A 19,232-nucleotide genomic window follows, 5' to 3' on the forward strand; every position below is an offset into this window, starting at 1 on the left:
CGGCCCGATGACCGAGCCGGGCCAGGCGGCCGTGGACGGCGGCCTCATCGACGTGCACGCCCATTTCCTGCCGACGTGGTACGTCGACCTGGCGCGTGGGCACGGCCACCACGTGCCGGACGGCATGCCCGCCTGGCCGGCCTGGGACCTGCGGACGCACCTGGACCTGATGGACGAGCGCCGGATCAGCCGGGCGCTGCTCTCCCTGTCGTCCCCCGGCATCGCGCTCGGACCGGACGTCGATCTGCCGGCCCTGGCCCGGCGGGTCAACGAGGACGGGGCGGGGCCGGCCCGGACCCGCCCCGACCGTTTCGGCCTGCTGGCCTCCCTGCCGCTTCCCGACGTGGACGCCGCACTCGCGGAACTCGACCATGCCCTCGACCGGTTGGGCGCGGACGGCGTCGTCCTGCCGACCCACGCCGGCGGGACGTACCTCACCGATCCCGCCCACGAGCCCCTGTGGTCTGCGCTGGCCCGGCGGCAGTGCGTCGTCCTGCTGCACCCGACCTCGCCCGTGGGGTCGGAGCACACCGGGCTCGGCCTCCCGCCGCCGATGATGGAGTTCCTCTTCGACACCACCCGCGTCGTGCTCGGGCTCGCCCTGGCCGGCACACTGTCCCGCCACCCCGGACTGCGGCTGGTGATCCCGCACGCCGGCAGCCTCGTGCCCCTGCTCGTGGACCGCGCCGCGCTGTTCCAGCTCGGGATGCGGATGGGCCTGCCGCCGGACGACCCCGAACATGACGTGCCCGGCGTCGCGGAGGCTCTCGCCGGCCTGTGGTGGGACCTGGCCGGCACCCCGACGGCGACCCACGTCGGCGCGCTCGTGGAGCGGTTCGGACCGCAACGGCTCGTGTACGGCAGTGACTTCTGCTTCACCCCACCGATCGCGGTGGACCTCCAGCTCGGGTTGCTCGACCAGGTGTGGGCCGGGCTCGACGCCCTCGAACCGTGGCGCCCTCTGACGCGGGCGAACGCCGAACGCCTGATCCGCCGACCGACCCCACCCCGAGGAGGCAGCGGTGCCTGAGCGGCACGATGGCCACAGCGATCTGCACAGCGAGCGGGGCGCTCTGGCCGGGGAACACCCCGGCCGGGTGAAGAACCCCGTGATCAAGGTGTACGACCTCGCCTGGCTGGAGTTCCAGAAGCCCGACCTGGTACGAGCCGAGGCGTTCGCACACGCCTTCGGATTCGTCACGGCCCTGCGCACCAGCTCCGAGCTCCACCTGCGCGGGACGGACGCCGGCTCGCCGTGCGTGATCATCCGCAAGGGCCCGCGCTCCCGGTTCCTCGGCCCCGCCTTCCGTGCCGCGGACGACGCCGACCTGCTACGGCTCGCCGAGGCGACAGGGGTTCGGCCCCGGCCCCTCCCGGAGACGCTCGGCGGGACCGTCACCGACGTACGCGACCCCGGCGGCCTCGGCGTCCGCGTCGTCTCCGGCACCCACGAACTCCCGCCGCTGCCGGCGCAGCAGCCGCTGACCTGGAACAGCGGACCGTATCCGAAACGCACCAACAGCCCGCAACGGCCCTCGCGCGAACCGGCGAAGGTACGACGCCTCGGACACGTCGTGCTGCAGTCCACGACCTACCGGCGCAGCCTCGACTGGTATCTGCAGCACCTCGGCCTGATCGTCAGCGACTTCCTGTACTACCGGGGCCAGCGCGAGCGCGGTCCGACGATGAGCTTCATCCGGTGCGACCGCGGCACGATCCCCACCGACCACCACACGCTGGCGATGACACTCGGTCCGGCCAACCGCTACGTCCACTCCGCCTACCAGGTCGCCGACCTCGACGCCATGGCCGCCGGAGGCGAGTACCTCCTCGATCACGGCTACCACCGGTCGTGGGGGATCGGCCGCCACGTCCAGGGCAGCCAGTTGTTCGACTACTGGCGCGACCCCGACGGCTTCCTCGTCGAACACTTCGCCGACGGCGATGTCTTCGACTGCACCCTCGAGCCGGGCTGGGCCCCCATGACCGCCTCCGGGCTCGCCCAGTGGGGACCCCCGGTCACGCCCGACTTCCTGAACGTCGCCGTCGGGCGCCGGCTGCTCGGACAGGCGCGCGACGTCGTGGCCGCTCTGCGCGCCGGCAACGAGTTCGACCTGTCCCGTCTGTCCGGCCTGCTGAAGGTGGCCCGCTCATGAGCCTCCCCGTTCTCCGTACCGCGGACGCCTGGTGGCTGCGCACCGCTGAGGGCGCCGTCCGCATCGATACCGACGCGCGGACGACCGCCGAACTCCTGGCCGATCGCGACGCCGTGACCCGCGCCCGCGACGCCGCCGGCGCGCACTCAGCCACCGAATACGTGCCGCTCTCCGAACTCTCCTTGCTGTCACCGGTGTCGGCCCCCTGCCGGGTGGTCGCCCAGATGACCAACTTCACCTCGCACGTCACCGACTCCGGCATGGACCCCGCGACGGTTCCGCTCACCTTCTTCCGGAAGACTTCGGGTTCGATCTGCGGACCCGACGACGAGATCGTGCGGCCCGCCCACGTCACCCTGCTCGACTACGAAGTCGAGATCGGGCTGGTGCTCGGCCGCGAACTGCGCGTCGGGGACGAGGTCGGCGAGGTGGAGCTGCCCGGACTCGTGGCGGGACTCGTGATCTGCAACGATGTCTCGGCCCGCGACATCCAACTGCCGAAGACCCAGTTCTACGAGGCCAAGTCCTATCCGACCTTCACCCCGGTCGGCCCGGTGCTGCTGCTCCTGGAGGAGTGCGACCTCAAGCGCTTCGGCGACCTCCGGCTGCGGCTGTGGGTCGACGGCGACATCCGCCAGGACGCCGTTGTGGGAGGCGACATGATCTACGGACCCCTGTCGGCGTTGCGGGCCCTGAGCCGGTTCCAGCACCTCGACCCGGGTGACCTCGTGCTCACCGGCACGCCGGCCGGCACAGCGCTCAGCGCGCCGCCCAAACCGGTCGAGCTGATCGGACATCTGCTCCCGCCCGCCACCAAGTGGCGCCTGTTCTTCCGCAAACAGGCCGTCAACCCGCGCTATCTCCGGGACGGACAGGTGATCGAGGCCTCGGTCGCCACCGACGACCGCGAACTGGACCTCGGCAGCCAGCACACGAGGGTGCGGTGGGCCCGATGACCGCGACCGCCGACTCCGGCTGGCCGGCCTACTCCGGTCCCGGCGACCTGGCCGCCATCGAGGCCGTGCCCTTGTCCGACCGCCGACTGCCGGACACGACGTACGACCTGCTGGTCCGGGCAGCCACGACCTGGCCCGAGCGGCGCGCCCTGCGGGTGCTGCCGGACGCCGAACGCTGGGAGGACCCGGCCGATGCCGGCTTCGCCGAGTTGCTCGCCGACGTCCACCGGGTCGCGAACGTACTGCGGGCGTACGGCGTCGGGCGCGGTGACGCCGTGACGGTGCTGAGCCCCAACTGCGCCGACCTGGTGCCGGTCGTGCTCGGCGCCCAACTGGCCGGCGTGGTGGCCCCCGTCAACCCCGCGCTCACCGTCGACCACGTCCAGGACCTCCTGACCCGGTCCGGCTCCCGGGTGGCCGTCGTCGCCGGTCCCGAGCTGGACCGGAAGGCGTGGGAGACCGGGCTGGAACTTGCGCGGCGCGGTGTGCTCCGCGTTCTCCTGGTCGTGCGTCCCACCGCCGCCATCGGCGCGGGGCCCGCGCTGCCGGCCGGGTCCGCCGCGATGCGTACCGACCGGGTCCGCTACCTGCGGGAGGCGATGGCCGACGTGCCGGCCGACCGCTTCGAGGGAACCGCGCCGACCGCCGACGACATCGCCTCGCTGTTCCCCACCGGAGGCACCATGGGAACCCCGAAGCTCGCGGCCCACCTGCACAGCAACGAGGTCACCGACGCCTGGATGATCGCGGCCGACGAGGAACTGGACGAGGACGCGGCGGTGTTCGCGGGACTCCCGCTCTTCCACGTCAACGCGCTCGTCGTCACGTTGCTCGCCCCGATGTTCCGCGGGCGGACCGTGGTGTGGGCGGGCCCCCGCGGCTATCGCGAACCGGCCCTCTACGCACACTTCTGGCAGATCGTCGAGCACTACGGGCTGTGCGCCATGAGCGCGGTTCCCACCGTCTACGCGGTCCTCGCGGCATGCCCGGTCGATGCCGACATCAGCACGCTGCGCTTCGCCATGGTCGGCGCGTCGCCGCTGCCTGCCGCCGTCCGCGAGGCGTTCGAGACGCACACCGGGGTGCCCCTGGTCGAGGGGTACGGCCTCACCGAGGCCACCTGCGCGAGTGCGCGCGGCTTCGCGCGGCACCCGCGGGCCGGCGCCGTCGGCCGGCGGCTGCCGTACCAGCGGATCAAGGTGGTGCGGATCGAGGAGGACGGCAGCCGGACCGACCTGCCGCCCGGCCGGGTCGGCAACGTCGTGATCGCCGGCCCCACCGTCTTCCCCGGCTACGTGACCGGTCGCGACGCCGGCGGCTTCGTCCTCGACCCGATGGGCAGGCTGGTCGACGGATGGCTGGACACCGGCGACCTCGGCCGTCTCGACCCGGACGGTTTCCTGCACCTGACGGGCCGGGCGAAGGACCTCATCATCCGCGGTGGCCACAACATCGACCCGCAGGTGATCGAGGACGCCCTGCTCAGCCACCCCGAGGTCACCGCCGTCGGCGCGGTCGGGCGGCCCGACGAACACGCCGGCGAGGTGCCCGTGGCGTTCGTGACGCTCGCCCCGGGCGCGACGGCCGGCACGGAGGAGCTCACCCGGTGGGCCGCCGACCATGTCACCGAGGCCGCCGCCGTACCCAAGCAGGTCACCGTTCTGCAGGCGCTTCCCGTCACCGATGTGGGCAAGCCGTACAAGCTCGAACTGCGCCGGCTCGCCGCACTCGCCCGGTTCACCGCCGAACTGCGTGACGTGCCCGGTGTCCGGGCCGTCGACGCGGAGATCGTCGACGGCGCGGTCCTCACCAGCGTGACCGTCGACGGCGCGCAGGCCGAGGCGAAGGCCGGCGAAGTGCTGGCCCGTTTCGCCGTCGCCTACCGGATACAGGTCGCGCGGTGAGCGCCGCCGATACGCCTGGGGCGCCTGCCGCCCTGCTCCCGGTCGTCGTTGTCGGTGCCGGCCCCACCGGCGTGACCGTCGCCACCCTCCTGGCCGACCACGGGGTACCGGTCCTCGTCCTCGACCGCTGGGCGGACGTCTTCCCGCGCCCCAGGGCCGTGCATCTCGACGACGAGGTCTACCGCATCCTCGACATGCTGGGCGTGGCCCACGAGTTCGCCGCGATCTCGCGCCCGGCGCGCGGCCTTCGCCTGCTCGACCGGGACCACAGGGTGCTGATGGAGTTCGACCGCAGCGGGAATTCGCCCGACAACGGTCACCCGCGCGCCAATATGTTCGACCAGCCGGACCTGGAGCGGCTGCTGCGCGCCAACGCCGCCCGCAGGGAGCGTGTGACCTTCCGCGGCGACGTCGACGTGAACTCCCTGACCGACCACGGGACTCACCTCGACGTCCGGGGCGTGGACCGCGGGACCGGCGCGGAGCTGGTCTGGCGGGCGGCGTACGTCCTCGGGTGCGACGGCGCCAACAGTACGGTCCGTACGTCGATCGGCAGCGCCTACCAGGACCTGGGCTTCGAGCAGCGCTGGCTCGTCGTGGACGTTGAGACGAAGACCGAACTCCGGTTGTGGGAAGGCGTCCACCAGGTGTGCGGTGCGGAGCGCGCCGCGACGTACATGCGGGTCGGCGACACACGCCACCGCTGGGAGTTCCAGCTCCTCGACCACGAGCAGCCCGGCGACTTCGGTACGGTCGGCGATCTCGCCCCGCTGCTGCGTCCCTGGATCGCGTCGATCCCGCAGGACGAACTGCGTCTGCTGCGAGTCGCCGACTACACCTTCCGCGCGGCGATCGCCGACCGGTGGCGCCGGGGACACGTCTTCCTGCTGGGGGACGCCGCTCACCTGACCCCGCCGTTCGTGGGCCAGGGCATGGGAGCGGGCCTGCGCGACGCCGCCAACCTGGGGTGGAAGCTGGCCGGGGTCATCGGCGGATCGCTGCCCGAGTCGGTGCTCGACACCTACGAGGCCGAGCGCGAGCCGCACGCGCGCGCGATGATCCAGCTCGCCCGTGCCACCGGGATCGTCATGACCGCGGGAGGCCGGCCCGGTGACCTGATACGCCGGCTCGCCGCCCCGCTGCTCGCCCGCATCCCGCGGTTGCCGTCCAGGCTCGTGGACGGTGCCACTCCACCACTGCGCCGTCCCGACGACGGAGGGCCGCCCCGCCGTGACCGCCTCGCCGGCCGACTGGTGCCCAATGCCGTCATCGACGGCGTAGCACTCGATTCGGCCGCCCGGCGCTCCTGGCTGCTCGTCTCCCGCGACCCCGTCGCTCCCCGCGAGCGGCAGCTCCTGGAGAACCACGGATGTCTCGTCGTCCACGCCCGCGAGGGCCGGCTGGCGGACTGGCTGCACTCCGGGCGCAGCCGGGCCGCACTCGTCCGGCCCGACCGGACGGTGCACCTCGCCCACCCGCGGACCTCCGTGGTCACCGCCGCCGGGCTCGGCGTTGTGGTGCACGGCATGCTGTGAGGGCGGAACTCAGTGATGAGCCGCAGCAGGCGGGTGGACAATGCCTCCCATGACATCGGACACAGCCCGCCCACGATGGTGGATCGCCCTCCGGAGCTTCCTGGGCTTCTTCGTGGGCGGCGGTCTCGGCTCCTTCGCCTACCAGGTGGTGAGCCATCGCCCGCTCGACGGGATGCCGTGGGGCTGGCTGCTGTTCGGGTCCATCGTGTGCGGGGCGCTCAGCGCGCTGTTCCCGGGGCGAGGGCGCCGCTGACTTGCCCTCGTGCGAGCGGATGCGTCAGGCCGTGACGTGAGGTGGGCGCACGCATCCGAAGGGGCGCCTCTGCACGCCGGCGCCGCATCAGGCAACGTCCGCCTTGCGCGACAGCTACTCCCCGCACTTGACCCCCAAGCGCTGCCACCAGGTCGCGGACTGGGCCGAGGCCAACACTGTCGAGATCGCCTACGCCACCTTGCGGCCAAGGCGCATGCGGCCCGAAACGTCGTCAGGCCACGGCATCTGCCGGAAGCGTACCGTTCGTCGTGGCGACACGTGCGGAGCGAAGCGGAGACAACGCGGCCACCGACGCGGACGCGGCCATCCCGCCGATCGCGATCCACAGCGCCGTCCGGAATCCGATTCCCGCTGCGAGAATGCCGCCGATCGGCCCGCCGATGGTGAACATGCCCCAGTTCAGCGATCGGATCGTCGCATTCATCCGCCCCTGCAACCGGTCCGGAGTCACCGACTGCCGGTAGGCCATCTCGTGCGGCCCGCTCGCCCCCAGCCCCACCCACACGAAGAACTGCGCGGCGGCCACCATCGCCCATCCGGTGACCCCACCGGTGGCGAGCGCGGCCAGCGTCCACGCGACGGGCTCCGCGAGCCGCTCACCGACGATGACCCGGCCCGCGCCCCAACGGCCCACGACCGCGGACAGCGCGTTGCCGACCGTCGCCCCGACGCCCCCGCAGGCCAGGACCAGGCCGAGTCCGAGCGCCGCTCGCGGCGACGACGCGCCCAGGCCGGGGCTGCGCAGGACGAGCAGCGTGAAGACGGTGGAGATGATGCTCGCGAACAGGAAACGCGCGTGGAGCGTCAATGAGGAACTGCGCAGGATCGGGTGCTGATAGACGAAGACGAGCCCCTCCTTGAGTTCCGCGCGCACGTTGCGCGCCTGGATCTCCAATTTGGGCTCGGGGCGTCGGATCAGCGCCAGCAGTATGCCGGACATCAGGTAGGAGACAGCATCGACGATCATCGACAGTGGCGCGCCGATCGCCGCCACGAGCGATCCGCCGATGAACGGCCCCGTCGTCTGGGCCAGCGCCGTCGTCTGCTCCAAGCGCGCATTGGCCCGCATCAACGAGACCGGCGGAACCAGGCGCGGAAGGTAGGACTGGTGGGCGGCGTCGTACAGCAGCGACAAGGCGCCGAAGACCACGACGAATGCCATCAGCCCGTAGACGCTCATCATGTGCGCGGCCGCCAGAGCGGCGACCAGGGCCAGCAGGCCACCGCGCATCAGGTCGGTAGCCACAAGGATCGGCCGGCGCCTGTACCGGTCGGCAGCGACACCGGCCAGCAACCCGAACAGCAGGTACGGCATCCAGCGGGCCCCATTGAGCAGACCCACCTGCACGTCGCTCGCCTTCAGCGTCACCACGGCGAGCGTCGGAAGCGCCACGGTGGTGACGTAGGTGCCGAACGTGGAGACCGCGTCCGCTGCCCAGAATCGTGCGTACCCCGGATGAACGAACAACCCCGCCATGGCTGCAGAACCTACCGAAGCGCCCACGTCCCCGGGAACATCGCCCAGCCGCTGCCTGGACCGGGCAGCAGGGCGAACGCTGCCTGATGCGGCCCTGGTCAGGCCTGCACGGTGGGCCGGACGACGATCTCGCTGATGTCGATGCCGTCGGGCTGCTCGATCGCGTAACCGATCGCGGACGCGATGGCGGACGGCGGGATGGCGATCTCGTCGCGCAGTCGGGTGGCCGCCGCCGCTGCCTCGGGACTCGCGCCCTTGCCCACGCCCTCGGTATGGGTGAACCCCGGCGAGACCAGGGTGACCCGCAGGTGCGGTCCCGACTCCTGCCGCAGGCCCTCGGTCAGCACCTTCACCGCGGTTTTGGTGGCCGCGTAGACGCCCTGGGGGGATTTCACGACGTAGGCCGCGGTGGAGGCGACGTTGACGAACTGGCCGGAGCGCTGCCGCCGGAAGACGGGAAGTGCCGCCCCGATACCGTTCAGCAGGCCGGTGACATGTGTGGCGACCATGGCGTCCCAGTCGTCCTGGCGCAGATCGTCGAACGGTGACACCGCCATCGTCCCGGCGTTGGAGACCAGGACATCGAGCCGGCCGAACCGGTCGACCGCCGTGTCCGTCAGGCGCTTGAGGTCCTCGCGGCGCGTCACGTCGATGACCGCTCCGACGGCCGAGCCGCCCTGCGCGGTGATCCGGTCGACCACCGCCTTCAGCCGGTCCTCCCGTCGGGCCCCGAGCACGAGCCGGGCTCCTTTCCCGGCGAGGTAGGTCGCCGTCGCCTCTCCGATGCCGCTGCTGGCACCTGTGATCGCCACGACCTTGCCTTCGACACCTGACATGATCAACGTCCTTCTCAGGGGGATGTGCGCAGGTCACCCCGTGACCTACAGTGGAACCGGGGGTGCCCCCACTTATGTCAGGCTAAGTGGGCACGCCTCCGTTTAGCAAGCAGGGCACCGAAGAGGGGGATGGTGACCGCTGATGGCCGACAGCGCACAACGCCCGTTGCGAGCCGACGCGCGGCGCAACCGGGACAAGGTCCTCGCGGCCGCGGTGCGCGTGTTCGCCGAGGACGGGCTGGACGCGCACCTGGAGCGCATCGCCAAAGAGGCGGGCGTGGGCAGCGCGACCCTCTACCGCAACTTCCCCACCCGGGAGGCCCTGATCGAGGCGGTCCACCGCAACGAGGTGGCCCAGTTGTGCGACGCCGTCCCCGGCCTGCTCGCGACGCAGCCGCCCTACGAAGCCCTGCGCGCCTGGACACGCCTCTTCCTGGACTACGTCACCGCCAAATTCGGCATGGCCGAAGCCCTGCGTGCCATCGCCGCGACGGGAAGCAACCCCTACGGCCACAGTCGGGACATGATCCAGGCCGCGATCACCACCCTGATGACCGCCTGCGCAGCCGCCGGCACGATCCGCACCGACATCACCCCCACCGACATGGGCGCCGCCCTCGAAGGCATCGCCCTCACCTCGGCCAGCCCCGACCAGCGCCACCAAGCCGAACGCCTGCTCGCCCTCACCCTGGACGGCCTGAAGGCCCCTTCGTGAGCTGCTACTCCAGCACCTCACGGAAGGCGCGCTCGCCGATGCGGTGCATCAGCGGGTTGTCCGCCGAGTGCGTCAGGAAGACGAGGGACAGGGCAAGCGCCCACCCTCGGGCGCGCTGCCAGGTCGCGTCGTCCGCCCGGCCGTACGCCTGCCGGAAGGCGGCACGGTGGTCCGCTGGGAACAGCGTCCAGGCCAGGGACAGATCGGTGGCGGGATCGCCGGAGGTCATGTCACCGAAGTCGATCACGGCGCTGATCCGGCCGTGGTCGACCAGGATGTTGGCCGGATGCAGGTCTCCGTGCAGCCACAGCGGAGGACCGTGCCAGGCGGTCGCGGCGGCAGCCGATTCCCAGACCCGCAGTGCGGCGGCCCGGTCGGCCGGGCCGACGTGTGCCAGCGCTTTCATGACTCCCTCGGCGCGTCCGGCCAGCGGAATCCCGCGAAACGCGTTGACGGGAGCCTCCGCGGGAGCCGGGACGTGCAGCGCGTCCAAGAAACCACCGAGTGCGGCCGGGGCGGACCGAAGGTCGCCACGATCCCTCCCTGCCGCGGTCCGCCCCGGAAAGAAGGGCACGACGCTCCAGGACCACGGGTACTGTGCCGTCGGCTGCCCGACCCGCACCGGCGCGGGCACCGGCAGCGGCAGGCGGCCGGCCAGCTCCGGCAACCACCGCTGCTCATGCGCGACGAGTTCGGCGGCCACGGCGCGCCGCGGCAACCGGACGAGGAACTCCTCGCCGAGCCGGCACACGAGGTTGTCCCAGCCGTTGGCCAGCACCTCGATCGGCAGGTCCGCGAGGTCAGGATGCTGCTCGTCGAGCAGACCGCGCACCAACTCGACTGAGACGGGAAACTCCGCGGCGGGCATCCGGTGGACTGTCACAGCGAGCAGCCTACGGCCGGCCCCGGCGCGCTTGGCGGCCGAAGAGCCGAGTGACCGCACTCGGCCGGGCTGAGCAGCACATCGTGGTTGCTGGTCGCCGCGTTCCGGGGCGCGCATCCGAAGGCGCATGCACACGCGGTGCGGCCGGTGACAGAATCCGGTGAATGGACGGCAAGGGAGAACGCGCCTCGATCTGGCGCAATCGCGAGTTCCTGCTGTTGTGGGTCAGCCAGACGGTCAGCGAGATGGGCTCGCAGGTCACCGTTCTCGCGCTGCCGCTGGTCGCCGTCGTGCTGCTGGACGCCTCCGCGTTCCAGGTCGGGCTGCTGGCGGCGGCGGAGACGAGCGCGTACCTGCTGGTGGCCCTGCCCGCCGGAGCCGTCGTGGACCGAGTCGTCCGGCGTCGTCTGATGATCGGGTGCGACCTCGCGCAGTTCCTGGTGATCGGCTCGGTACCGGTGGCCCACGCACTCGGAGTGCTGACGCTGGCTCAGCTGTACGCCGTCGCGTTGATCTCCAGCGTCCTGTCCGTCTTCTTCCAGGTGGCGTACCAGGCGTACCTGCCGGTGGTCCTGGAGCACGGCCAGCTGATGGACGGCAACGGCAAGCTGGCCGCCTCCCGGTCGGTCGCGCAGATCGCCGGGCCCAGTACGGGCGCGGCACTTGTGACGCTGGTCGGCGCCGCGGGGGCGATGGCGGCCGACGCCGTCTCTTTCGTGTCGTCGGCCGGCTTGCTGACGGCCATCCGCAGCCGTGAACCACGCCCGGACCGGGCCGAGGCCGGCCGCCGGCCCAGGATGACGGCGCAGATCCGCGAGGGCCTCGCCTACGTGCTGCGTGACCCCATCCTGCGCAATTCGGTGGGGTTCAACGGCACCGCCAACTTCTTCGTCATCATGGTCGAGACCCTCGGCACCGTCTTCCTCGTCCGTACCCTCCATCTGCGTCCTGGCCTGGTCGGGCTACTGCTGGCGCTGGGAGCCGTCGGGGGACTCGCGGGCGGGCTCGCGGCCCAGTACCTCGCCCGGAAGGTCGGTTCGGCGCGGATCAGCTGGATCGCGATGACCCTGCTGTCGCTGCCCGGACTGCTGATCCCGGCGGCCGAACCCGGCTGGACTGTGCTGCTGTTCGCGTTCGGCTGGATCTCCTGGACCTTCTCGTCCACCGTCGCCGGAATCTCGCTGACCAGTTACCGGCAGGCCGCCTGCCCGCCGGACATGCTCGGCCGGGTCGGCGCCGCCGCGCGCTGGATCAACTGGGGCACCCTGCCACTGGGCAGCCTGGCCGGCGGGGGACTCGCCACCCTCCTCGGCATCCGGACCACCCTGTGGATCGCCGTCGCCGGCGGCTGCTGTGCGGGACTGTGGCTGTTCTTCTCCCCGTTGCGCGGGATGCGCGACATCCCGCTCGCACAGGTCGGCCCGGTGGCCGCGGCCGGAGCGTCGTAGAACATCCGGGCGCCGCTACTGAAGGATGAACCGGCTTCCGGCGCGGAGCCTGTCGACCAGGGCGGCCGGAGCCTTGTGCGGGGAACCCGCGTCGTACGGCGGCTGGGGGTCGTACTCGGTACCCAGCTGGACGGTCTGCGCCTGTTCGTCGCCGGCGACCTTGCCGACCAGGGTGAGGCCCATGTCGATTCCGGAGGAGACTCCGGCCGCGGTGATGAACTTGCCGTCGATGACGACGCGTTCGCCGGTCGGCTCGGCGCCGAACGTGGCAAGAGTGTCGAGTGCCAGCCAGTGCGAGGTGGCACGACGGCCCTTGAGCAGCGCGGCCGCGGCGAGCAGGAGCGATCCTGTGCAGACCGAAGTCGTCCAGGTGCTGGTCGCATCGGCGGTGCGGATCCAGCCGAGCAGCGCCTCGTTGTCCATCTGGGCGGACTGCCCGGGGCCGCCGGGCACCAGCACGATGTCGGGGGCCGGCACCTCGTCGAGTCCCTTGTCCGCGACCAGCGCGAGGTCGCCGCGGTCGTTGCGTACGGGGCCGGGCTGTTGGGCGACGAAGACGGTTTCGGCGCCAGGAATGCGGCAGAGCATTTCGTACGGGCCGACCGCGTCCAGCGCGGTGAAACGGTCGAAGAGGACAATCGCGATCTGCATGGCCGGCCTTTCAACGGGCGAATTCACGTGGTGAAAATGGTGAATACGGGTGGAAGCGGCGCCGGTATTCGGCCGGAGCGGTGCCCAGGGCTTTCACGAAGGCGCGGCGCATCGCCTCCGGAGTGCCGTAGCCGCAGGCGCGGGAAATCCGGCCGACGCCATCGCTGGTGTCTTCGAGGAGTCTGCGGGCCTGCTCCAGACGCACCCGCTCGACGAATCTTCCCGGTGTCGTACCGGTCTCCAGCTGGAAGGCGCGGGCGAAGTGCCGCGGAGAAAGGCTGGCGCGCTTCGCGAGGCTCTCGACCGACAGATCCGCGTCCGGGTGCTCGGTGATCCACTGCTGCACCTCGCGCAGCGGTTCGCGCCGGGCGGTCTGGGCGGCGAGTTGGGCGCTGAACTGAGCCTGATTGCCCGGGCGGCGCAGGAAGACGACGAGATGGCGGGCGACGGTGAGCGCGGTCTGCCTGCCGTGGTCCTCCTCGACGAGTGCGAGCGCGAGATCGATGCCCGCGGTGACGCCGGCGGAGGTGGCGATGTTTCCGTCGCGTACGAAGATCGGATCCGGATCGACGTCGATGTCCGGGTACGTCCTGGCCAGGTGGTCGCAGAGCGACCAGTGAGTCGTCACCCGGCGACCGTCGAGCAGTCCGGCCTCGGCCAGCAGCAGCGCGCCGCTGCACACGGACACGATGCGCTCGGCGTTCCCGGCGTGCTCCCGCAGCCACTCGATCAGACGGGGAGTGGGGCGGCGGGTGCCGCTGCCGCCCGGGACGAGCAGGGTGTGCGGCGTCTCGACATCGGGCAGCGCGCAGTCCGGGACAAGGGTGAGACCGCTCGACGTACGCACCGGGGCGCCGTCGAGCGAGGCGGTGCGGATCTCGTACGGATCCCCGCTGTGGTGCCCCGCTCCGGCGAACACCTCCATGGGGCCGGTCACGTCAAGGCTCTGCACGTCGTCGAAGACGACCACCAGCACGGATCGCTGCGTCACGCCGTCCATCCTTCGCTGCGGCCACGATGGCCGCAATGACGAATCCCCCACCCTTTCTGCCATCCCGGGCTCGCCCCGCCCGGACCGTCACCCGGTCGGCCGAGCGGGGCCGAAGTCCCTTGCGAGCCGTTACGACGTGTGTGAGCCGTGGGCGGTGGGCCAGCCCATCTCGGTGTACGGGTTCCCGGCGGTGATGCCCTGGATGGCGGTTCGGGTGTAGGGGACGAGGTTGTCGGGGAGGGCGTCGAGGGGCCAGAAACGCCACGCGGTGCAGCGGTCGGGTTCAAGGATCCGGGGTCGGCCGGCCCAGTGGGTCGGGGCGAAGAAGAGCTGGAGGCGGGGCAGAGTGCTTTCGGGGTCGAGGTGGTGGACGGTGTGGACGAGCCGCAGGTCGTCCTCGTCGATGGCCAGTCCGGCTTCCTCGGCTGCTTCCCGGGCGAGGCAGGCGCGGGCGGATTCCATTTCGCAATGGCCGGCCAGGGCGTGCCAGGTGTCGGGGGCGTAGCCGGAGTCCGGGTGACGCAGGCCGAGGAGGACGGCGCCGCCGTGTTCCAGGTACAGGTGGCAGCCGATCACATTGGGCACGGTGCCCATGGCGTGGGCGCTGGGTGGGGCGGGAGCGGGGACGAGCGTGCCCGCGGTTCGCGCCTGGTGGAGGCGGATCACCTTCATCGTGCCGGGGTCCAGGGTCAAGTGGGCCATGGTGGCGGCGTCGAACCAGTGGAGCATGATGCCTTCGCTGATTCGCAGCCGGGCCGGATCGCCGTTCCAGGTGCCGAGGTAGATCTGGACCCGGCCGTCGAGCCTGCCGCGGGCGGTGGTGAACGGGACCAGGTCGGGGACGACGAGGCCGGCTTCTTCGAGCAGTTCGCGGGCGATGGCCTGGTCGGGGGTTTCGCCGGGCTCGCATCCGCCGCCGGGCAGCGCCCAGGTGCCCGGTTGCCAGATCGGCTTGTTGGCGTCGCGGAGGTGGAGCAGGTACTGGCCACGGGAGTTGACGAGCAGCGCGGAGGCGGCGGTGACGGGGGTGGTCCGGATGGGGGGTTCGGGCAGCACGGGACCTCCTGGGCGGGCCGGACGGCATCGGGGTACGGGTTGGAGCAGTCAGCGGTCCTTGGACAGGGCGAGGAGTTCGGCGAACAGGCCGTTGCCGGCGGCGAGTTCGTCGTAGGTGCCCTGCTCGCTGATACGGCCGTGGTCCATGACGACGACCCGGTCCGCGATCTTGGTGTTCTCCAGCTGATGGGTGACGACCAGGGTGATGCGGTCGGCGGCGACGGCTTTGAGGCGTTCGAAGATCTGGTGTTCGCCGCGCGGGTCCATCTGCGAGGTGGGCTCGTCGAGGATGAGCAGGTCGGGCTTGCGGTACAGGGCGCGGGAGCAGGCCAGGCGCTGCCATTGGCCGCCGGAGAGCTCGGAGCCGCCGAACAGCTCGCGGGCGAGGAGCGTGTCGAGTTGCCCGGGCAGGCTTTCGACCGTCTCGCGCATGCCGACGGCCTCCACCGCCTCCCACACGGCTTGGTCGTCGTACGTGCGGGGCCGGCCCAGGGTGACGTTCTCCCGGGCGCGCAGTGGCCACTGGGCGAAGATCTGCGGGACGAGTCCGCAACGTGGCCACACACTGTGCGGGTCGGCTTCGGCCAGGTCGGTGCCGTTCCAGGAGACGTGGCCCTTGTCGGCGAGGTAGATCCCGGTGATCAGCCGGCTCAGGGTGGACTTGCCGGAGCCGTTCTCGCCGACGATCGCGACGATCTCGCCGCGGCGCAGGGTCAGGGACAGGTGGTCCACGGCCGGGGTTTCCTTGCCGGGGTAGCGGAAGACGGCGTCGTCCAGGCGGATCTCCTCGACGGGCCCGGTGACGACCCGGTCTCCGCGGGCGGGGGCGCGGGCGGCGGCCAGGTCGAGGAAGCTGCTCATGTCGGCCAGGTAGAGACTGGAGTGGAAGAGCGCGGCCGCGGCCGCGACGACCTGGGACAGCGCACCGAGCACGGCCTGGACGGCGACGACCGCGGTGGCCACCAGGGCGAGTTCGACCCGGCCGGACAGCGCGAGCCAGCCCAGCGCCACCCAGGTGACGAGGAGGAAGAACCCGCCGAGAGCCGAAGTCCCCACAGTGATGCGCAGCTTGTGCGGGGCCGTGGCCAGGGTGCGCCGGTCGATGCGCTGGGAGACGGCGCCGTACCAGTACACCAGGTAGTCCGTCATGCCGTTGGCGCGTACCTCGTCGCTGTAGCGCGGCTCGGTGGACCACCAGCGCATCATGCCGCGCACGTTGCGGTCGCCGATGTTCGCGTAATGCGTCGCGTAGTCCACCCGTGCGGCCAGCACCGCTCCCAGGCCCGAGGGCAGGACCGCGAGCAGCAGCAGGGGCAGCATCAGCGGTTTGAGTACGGTCAGGACGCCCGCCGCGGCGGCCATCCGGATCAGCGCCGCCGTGAAGGTCCGCGCGTCCTGGACCATCGTCTGGGTACGGACGACGCCCATTTCGGCAGCCTCGTGCCGGTCGCTGAAGCCCTCCTCGCTGTAGGCGGTGGCCTCGACCCGGCACACCGCCTCCACCAGTGCGACGTCCGCACGGGTCGTCAGACCCGGCGTGATCCTCCCGTCGGCGTACGTGGCCAGCGCCGAGGCGGTGCGCACGGCGGCTGCCGCGGCCGCGATGACGATCAGGGCGGGCAGCGCCGCGTGCAGCCGGTCGGCGACCGGTGCGGCACCGACCAGGGGGCGCATCGCCTTCGCGGTGGCCGACAACTGCACCGCCGAGCCCGCCCCCATCGCGAACTGGCAGGACAGCAGCAGCACGACGGCCCGGCGGTCGACCTGCCAGGCCATGCGGGCGGTTCGGCCCAGCACCGAGGGGAGGCGGGCGCACATCGCCCTGAACGAGACCCCGCCCAGGGGATTCCTGCCGTAGTGGCCGTTGAAGACGAACTCCGCCGGCGGTGGCGGAGGGGGCGGCGTCCCCGGGTCCTGGGCGGGGAGGGTGCCGGCGGTCATGACGGCTCCCCGCTTTCCGGTCGACGGTCGTCACGCCGGGGGTCGGCGCCGTACCGCGGCATGCGGGACTCGGGCGATGCGGGCCGTGCCGGTAAGCGAGGGCGGGAAGGTGCCGGGGCCACAGGTCCTCCTTGGTCTCCGGTGACGGGACGGGTGATCGGACAACGCGGCACGGCGGGCACCGGTCACGGTGTCCGCCGACTCGCCTACTGCCGCTGCTCCTTGCCCGCCTCGGTGCCGCCCGGTGCCGTCGGCCACGCCGGTACGCGAGGTGGGCCGGGACGGCGTGCAGCGCAATACGGAGGTGCGTGAAACGGTCTTGCTGAATCGATCTGACGGTGACTACATTGTGGTGATGAATGAGGTCTTTGAGTCGAAGTTCCGACCCGGCGACCGGCCAACTCCCTCTCGGGCGTCGCACTGGACCAAAGAAAGAGCGGGCGCGATGTTCGCCGCTCTCGCCGCAGGCTTTTTCACATTCATTATCACCTTTGATGTATTCCGCAGAATTGTGCCCGATTGGATGTATCTGGCAACGATTGCGTCGGGCGCAGTGGTCGCGCTGGGCGCGTACAGAATTTCCCTGTCCTGGCTCAAGCGACTTCCCTGACCTGACGCGGTGGCTCCACGGTCCGCTGCTGCTCCTGTCCGTTGCCGCCGGGGCAACCGGCGCCCACCGCCATCGAAGAGGAGGCGCCGTGACCGACTATTTCGCCGGAGACGACCGCACCAACCGGGAGCGGATGCTTGCCGGGGACTGGTACGTAAGCCACGACCCCGAGAGCTGGGAGCAGGCCAAGCGGGCCGTCCGCCTTCAGGCGGCTTACGCGGCCGCGTACGTCGCCGACCCTGATGCCGCGCGCCCGATCCTGGAAGACCTTCTCGGGCATCTGGGCGCCGAAGCGCACATCAGGCCTCCGCTGTACGTCGACTACGGCACCTCCGGGAACTGTGAGGGCTGCAGTGGTCCGCTCCGGCGGGCGTCCTTCTCACGCCGGAGGACGGCGTGTCCTCAGGCCGTCATCGACCGGATGGCAAGGCGCCTCACCGTAGTTGCCCGTCCAAGTATTCGATCAGCCTGGATTCGCTTCGTTCGAGAAGTTCCCGCTGATCACGAGGCAGTGACGCCAGGGCATCAACGAGGACGTGCTTCCGAGGAACGTGCACCATCGAGCCGGAGTAGACCCGACAGCCGGAGCACCAGGCGAACCCGACGCACCGCTCGAACATGGAGGACTCAGGCGGATGGAAGCGGTACTGGTATGAGCGGACGGTCGTCCCGCAGGTGGCACATCTCCGCCGATCGCCATCGGGGACCGTCTCCCAGGTCCCGACCTTGAGCCACGGCTGCCGTGCGCCAGGCGCTCTTCACATCGTCATGCGGACCATTCTTCTCCTTGACCGGCTCATGCGTGGTGGCGATCAGACTTGTTGGCGGAAGTCCAGCATGTAGAAGACCTTGTCGTAGCGCCGTTCGCGGACGGCGACGAAGTCGGGCAGGCGGCCGTATTCGGTGAAGCCCAGCGACCGGTAGAGGCGCAGAGCGTTGGTGTTGTCGCCACGGGCGTCCAGGGTGAGGACCTCGATCCCCGCTTCCCGGGCGTCAGCGATCAAGGCAGCGGCCAGTGCCCGACCGACACCGCGGCCATGGGCAGCAGCGTCTACCGCGAGTTTCTCCAGATCGGCGTGCGGCCGGTGGGTCGGTCGGCCGTAGCGGAGCCAGTACCCCAACCCGACGAGCCGACGGCCGAGGTACGCCACACGCAGGGCCCCGTCCCCGGCCCGCGCCGCGGAGACGACATGGCCGAGAAGTTCACCCACTTCATCCCGCGAGGGCGGTTCGACCCAGCCCAGCGCGGCACCTCCACCGACCAGGTCCGCCAGGATCCGGTGGGCCGACTCCGCGAACCGGACGTCCAGCTCCGGGTCGGAAGCCAGGTCCATGGCGTCAAGGATGGTGACCTCAGCGGTCACCCCGCCGGCCGTGGGCGGATGCGCCGGATTCATGCCCAGCAGCTTATGGCACCGTTTCTTGTCTTGTTCCTTGACCTCGGCCTGCTTGGTTGCCAGCTGCAGGCGGGGCGGACAGCGTGTAGGAAGAGGGCAGCCGATCTCGATGGTGCTTGGAGGGAGTGGACATGCCGGACGATGAGGCGATGGTTCGGATAGGTGATGTCGTGCGGGTCACAGATGGGCCATTCGCTGACTTCAGGGGCCCTGTCAGATCCGTCGACGTCGGTCGTGGACGAGTGCAGCTGACCGTCGACATCCTGGGCGACGTGAGCACTATCGACCTACCCCTGGAGGATGTGAGCCCTGCAGCCGCTGACGAGTCAGTGACGATGGACGGGCCGTCAAGCGCAGCTCACCCCAGGGCATGAAGTCGAGCGCGACGGCGTCGAGCATGCT

Annotated in this window: 19 protein-coding genes; 11 read left to right on the plus strand and 8 right to left on the minus strand. The window is 70.9% G+C overall.

Annotation, left to right across the window (positions count from 1 at the left end; genetic code table 11):
* The first annotated feature begins 7 nt into the window (after positions 1 to 7).
* The 6 genes from ITX44_RS07500 to ITX44_RS07525 are packed head-to-tail and all read left to right on the plus strand — an operon-like array spanning position 8 to position 6,804.
* Positions 8 to 1,030: an amidohydrolase family protein gene (locus ITX44_RS07500; protein ID WP_205356227.1), complete on the plus strand. Its 1,023-nt coding sequence runs from the start codon at positions 8 to 10 to the stop codon at positions 1,028 to 1,030.
* Positions 1,023 to 2,156 carry a VOC family protein gene (locus tag ITX44_RS07505; RefSeq protein WP_205356228.1) on the plus strand — a complete coding sequence of 378 codons (1,134 nt, stop codon included), beginning with the start codon at positions 1,023 to 1,025 and terminating at the stop codon, positions 2,154 to 2,156. The genes ITX44_RS07500 and ITX44_RS07505 overlap by 8 nt, the downstream gene beginning before the upstream one ends.
* Entirely contained in the window at positions 2,153 to 3,112 is a 960-nt protein-coding gene (locus tag ITX44_RS07510; protein WP_205356229.1) for a fumarylacetoacetate hydrolase family protein, read from the plus strand. The genes ITX44_RS07505 and ITX44_RS07510 overlap by 4 nt, the downstream gene beginning before the upstream one ends.
* Positions 3,109 to 5,016, plus strand: coding sequence for an acyl-CoA synthetase (locus ITX44_RS07515; RefSeq protein ID WP_205356230.1), 1,908 nt, complete (start codon positions 3,109 to 3,111; stop codon positions 5,014 to 5,016). Before ITX44_RS07510 ends, ITX44_RS07515 begins: the two co-directional genes overlap by 4 nt.
* The gene (mhpA, locus tag ITX44_RS07520; protein WP_205356231.1) at positions 5,013 to 6,551 is read left to right on the plus strand and encodes a bifunctional 3-(3-hydroxy-phenyl)propionate/3-hydroxycinnamic acid hydroxylase MhpA; all 1,539 of its coding nucleotides are present in this window, start codon (positions 5,013 to 5,015) and stop codon (positions 6,549 to 6,551) included. The genes ITX44_RS07515 and mhpA overlap by 4 nt, the downstream gene beginning before the upstream one ends.
* Before the next feature lie 49 nt (positions 6,552 to 6,600).
* Positions 6,601 to 6,804: a hypothetical protein gene (locus ITX44_RS07525; RefSeq protein ID WP_205356232.1), complete on the plus strand. Its 204-nt coding sequence runs from the start codon at positions 6,601 to 6,603 to the stop codon at positions 6,802 to 6,804.
* Between the two features lie 232 nt (positions 6,805 to 7,036).
* Here ITX44_RS07525 and ITX44_RS07530 read toward each other — a convergent pair whose 3' ends face one another.
* Both ITX44_RS07530 and ITX44_RS07535 read right to left on the minus strand, forming a co-directional pair.
* On the minus strand, positions 7,037 to 8,302 hold the full coding sequence (locus ITX44_RS07530) for an MFS transporter (RefSeq protein ID WP_205356233.1): 1,266 nt from the start codon (positions 8,300 to 8,302) through the stop codon (positions 7,037 to 7,039).
* A gap of 98 nt (positions 8,303 to 8,400) precedes the next feature.
* The gene (locus ITX44_RS07535) at positions 8,401 to 9,138 is read right to left on the minus strand and encodes an SDR family oxidoreductase (protein WP_205356234.1); all 738 of its coding nucleotides are present in this window, start codon (positions 9,136 to 9,138) and stop codon (positions 8,401 to 8,403) included.
* 142 nt (positions 9,139 to 9,280) lie between these two features.
* On the opposite strand from ITX44_RS07535, the gene ITX44_RS07540 reads away from it, so the two are divergent.
* Positions 9,281 to 9,853: a TetR/AcrR family transcriptional regulator gene (locus ITX44_RS07540; protein WP_205356235.1), complete on the plus strand. Its 573-nt coding sequence runs from the start codon at positions 9,281 to 9,283 to the stop codon at positions 9,851 to 9,853.
* A 4-nt stretch (positions 9,854 to 9,857) separates the two neighbouring features.
* Here the strand turns inward: ITX44_RS07540 and ITX44_RS07545 are convergent, their stop codons facing one another.
* Positions 9,858 to 10,721 (minus strand): aminoglycoside phosphotransferase family protein, encoded by an 864-nt coding sequence (locus ITX44_RS07545; protein WP_236060167.1) that lies wholly within the window; start codon positions 10,719 to 10,721, stop codon positions 9,858 to 9,860.
* Between the two features lie 179 nt (positions 10,722 to 10,900).
* On the opposite strand from ITX44_RS07545, the gene ITX44_RS07550 reads away from it, so the two are divergent.
* Positions 10,901 to 12,184, plus strand: coding sequence for an MFS transporter (locus ITX44_RS07550; protein ID WP_205356236.1), 1,284 nt, complete (start codon positions 10,901 to 10,903; stop codon positions 12,182 to 12,184).
* A gap of 15 nt (positions 12,185 to 12,199) precedes the next feature.
* On the opposite strand, the gene ITX44_RS07555 is transcribed toward ITX44_RS07550, so the two are convergent.
* The 4 genes from ITX44_RS07555 to ITX44_RS07570 all read right to left on the minus strand — a co-directional run bounded on the left by ITX44_RS07555 (position 12,200) and on the right by ITX44_RS07570 (position 16,823).
* Entirely contained in the window at positions 12,200 to 12,835 is a 636-nt protein-coding gene (locus ITX44_RS07555; RefSeq protein WP_205356237.1) for a DJ-1/PfpI family protein, read from the minus strand.
* A 10-nt stretch (positions 12,836 to 12,845) separates the two neighbouring features.
* Positions 12,846 to 13,826: a GlxA family transcriptional regulator gene (locus tag ITX44_RS07560; protein ID WP_307795145.1), complete on the minus strand. Its 981-nt coding sequence runs from the start codon at positions 13,824 to 13,826 to the stop codon at positions 12,846 to 12,848.
* Between the two features lie 129 nt (positions 13,827 to 13,955).
* Positions 13,956 to 14,882, minus strand: a complete 927-nt coding sequence (locus ITX44_RS42565; RefSeq protein ID WP_307795146.1) for an NUDIX domain-containing protein — start codon at positions 14,880 to 14,882, stop codon at positions 13,956 to 13,958.
* Between the two features lie 48 nt (positions 14,883 to 14,930).
* Entirely contained in the window at positions 14,931 to 16,823 is a 1,893-nt protein-coding gene (locus ITX44_RS07570) for an ATP-binding cassette domain-containing protein (protein ID WP_205356239.1), read from the minus strand.
* 244 nt (positions 16,824 to 17,067) lie between these two features.
* Here ITX44_RS07570 and ITX44_RS07575 point away from each other — a divergent pair, with 244 nt between their 5' ends.
* Both ITX44_RS07575 and ITX44_RS42965 read left to right on the plus strand, forming a co-directional pair.
* Positions 17,068 to 17,433 carry a hypothetical protein gene (locus ITX44_RS07575; RefSeq protein WP_205356240.1) on the plus strand — a complete coding sequence of 122 codons (366 nt, stop codon included), beginning with the start codon at positions 17,068 to 17,070 and terminating at the stop codon, positions 17,431 to 17,433.
* A gap of 133 nt (positions 17,434 to 17,566) precedes the next feature.
* On the plus strand, positions 17,567 to 18,163 hold the full coding sequence (locus tag ITX44_RS42965; RefSeq protein WP_236060251.1) for a maltose acetyltransferase domain-containing protein: 597 nt from the start codon (positions 17,567 to 17,569) through the stop codon (positions 18,161 to 18,163).
* 82 nt (positions 18,164 to 18,245) lie between these two features.
* On the opposite strand, the gene ITX44_RS07585 is transcribed toward ITX44_RS42965, so the two are convergent.
* A complete protein-coding gene (locus ITX44_RS07585) occupies positions 18,246 to 18,830 on the minus strand; it encodes a GNAT family N-acetyltransferase (protein ID WP_205356241.1) in 585 nt (194 codons plus the stop codon).
* Positions 18,831 to 18,979: 149 nt separating this feature from the next.
* On the opposite strand from ITX44_RS07585, the gene ITX44_RS42970 reads away from it, so the two are divergent.
* Positions 18,980 to 19,204 carry a KOW motif-containing protein gene (locus tag ITX44_RS42970; protein ID WP_372440853.1) on the plus strand — a complete coding sequence of 75 codons (225 nt, stop codon included), beginning with the start codon at positions 18,980 to 18,982 and terminating at the stop codon, positions 19,202 to 19,204.
* Positions 19,205 to 19,232: the final 28 nt, after the last annotated feature.

This window comes from Actinacidiphila acididurans (assembly GCF_016918855.1).
Lineage (GTDB): Bacteria > Actinomycetota > Actinomycetes > Streptomycetales > Streptomycetaceae > Actinacidiphila > Actinacidiphila acididurans.

Bases quoted from the DNA above. Each gene is read 5' to 3' on its own strand.
- ITX44_RS07500 (WP_205356227.1), top strand. From the start codon at position 8: ATGACCGAGCCGGGCCAGGCGGCCGTGGACGGCGGCCTCATCGACGTG.
- ITX44_RS07510 (WP_205356229.1), top strand. From the start codon at position 2,153: ATGAGCCTCCCCGTTCTCCGTACCGCGGACGCCTGGTGGCTGCGCACC.
- ITX44_RS07515 (WP_205356230.1), top strand. From the start codon at position 3,109: ATGACCGCGACCGCCGACTCCGGCTGGCCGGCCTACTCCGGTCCCGGC.
- ITX44_RS07525 (WP_205356232.1), top strand. From the start codon at position 6,601: ATGACATCGGACACAGCCCGCCCACGATGGTGGATCGCCCTCCGGAGC.
- ITX44_RS07530 (WP_205356233.1), bottom strand. From the start codon at position 8,302: ATGGCGGGGTTGTTCGTTCATCCGGGGTACGCACGATTCTGGGCAGCG.
- ITX44_RS07535 (WP_205356234.1), bottom strand. From the start codon at position 9,138: ATGTCAGGTGTCGAAGGCAAGGTCGTGGCGATCACAGGTGCCAGCAGC.
- ITX44_RS07540 (WP_205356235.1), top strand. From the start codon at position 9,281: ATGGCCGACAGCGCACAACGCCCGTTGCGAGCCGACGCGCGGCGCAAC.
- ITX44_RS07545 (WP_236060167.1), bottom strand. From the start codon at position 10,721: ATGCCCGCCGCGGAGTTTCCCGTCTCAGTCGAGTTGGTGCGCGGTCTG.
- ITX44_RS07550 (WP_205356236.1), top strand. From the start codon at position 10,901: ATGGACGGCAAGGGAGAACGCGCCTCGATCTGGCGCAATCGCGAGTTC.
- ITX44_RS07555 (WP_205356237.1), bottom strand. From the start codon at position 12,835: ATGCAGATCGCGATTGTCCTCTTCGACCGTTTCACCGCGCTGGACGCG.
- ITX44_RS07570 (WP_205356239.1), bottom strand. From the start codon at position 16,823: ATGACCGCCGGCACCCTCCCCGCCCAGGACCCGGGGACGCCGCCCCCT.
- ITX44_RS42965 (WP_236060251.1), top strand. From the start codon at position 17,567: ATGCTTGCCGGGGACTGGTACGTAAGCCACGACCCCGAGAGCTGGGAG.
- ITX44_RS07585 (WP_205356241.1), bottom strand. From the start codon at position 18,830: ATGAATCCGGCGCATCCGCCCACGGCCGGCGGGGTGACCGCTGAGGTC.
- ITX44_RS42970 (WP_372440853.1), top strand. From the start codon at position 18,980: ATGGTTCGGATAGGTGATGTCGTGCGGGTCACAGATGGGCCATTCGCT.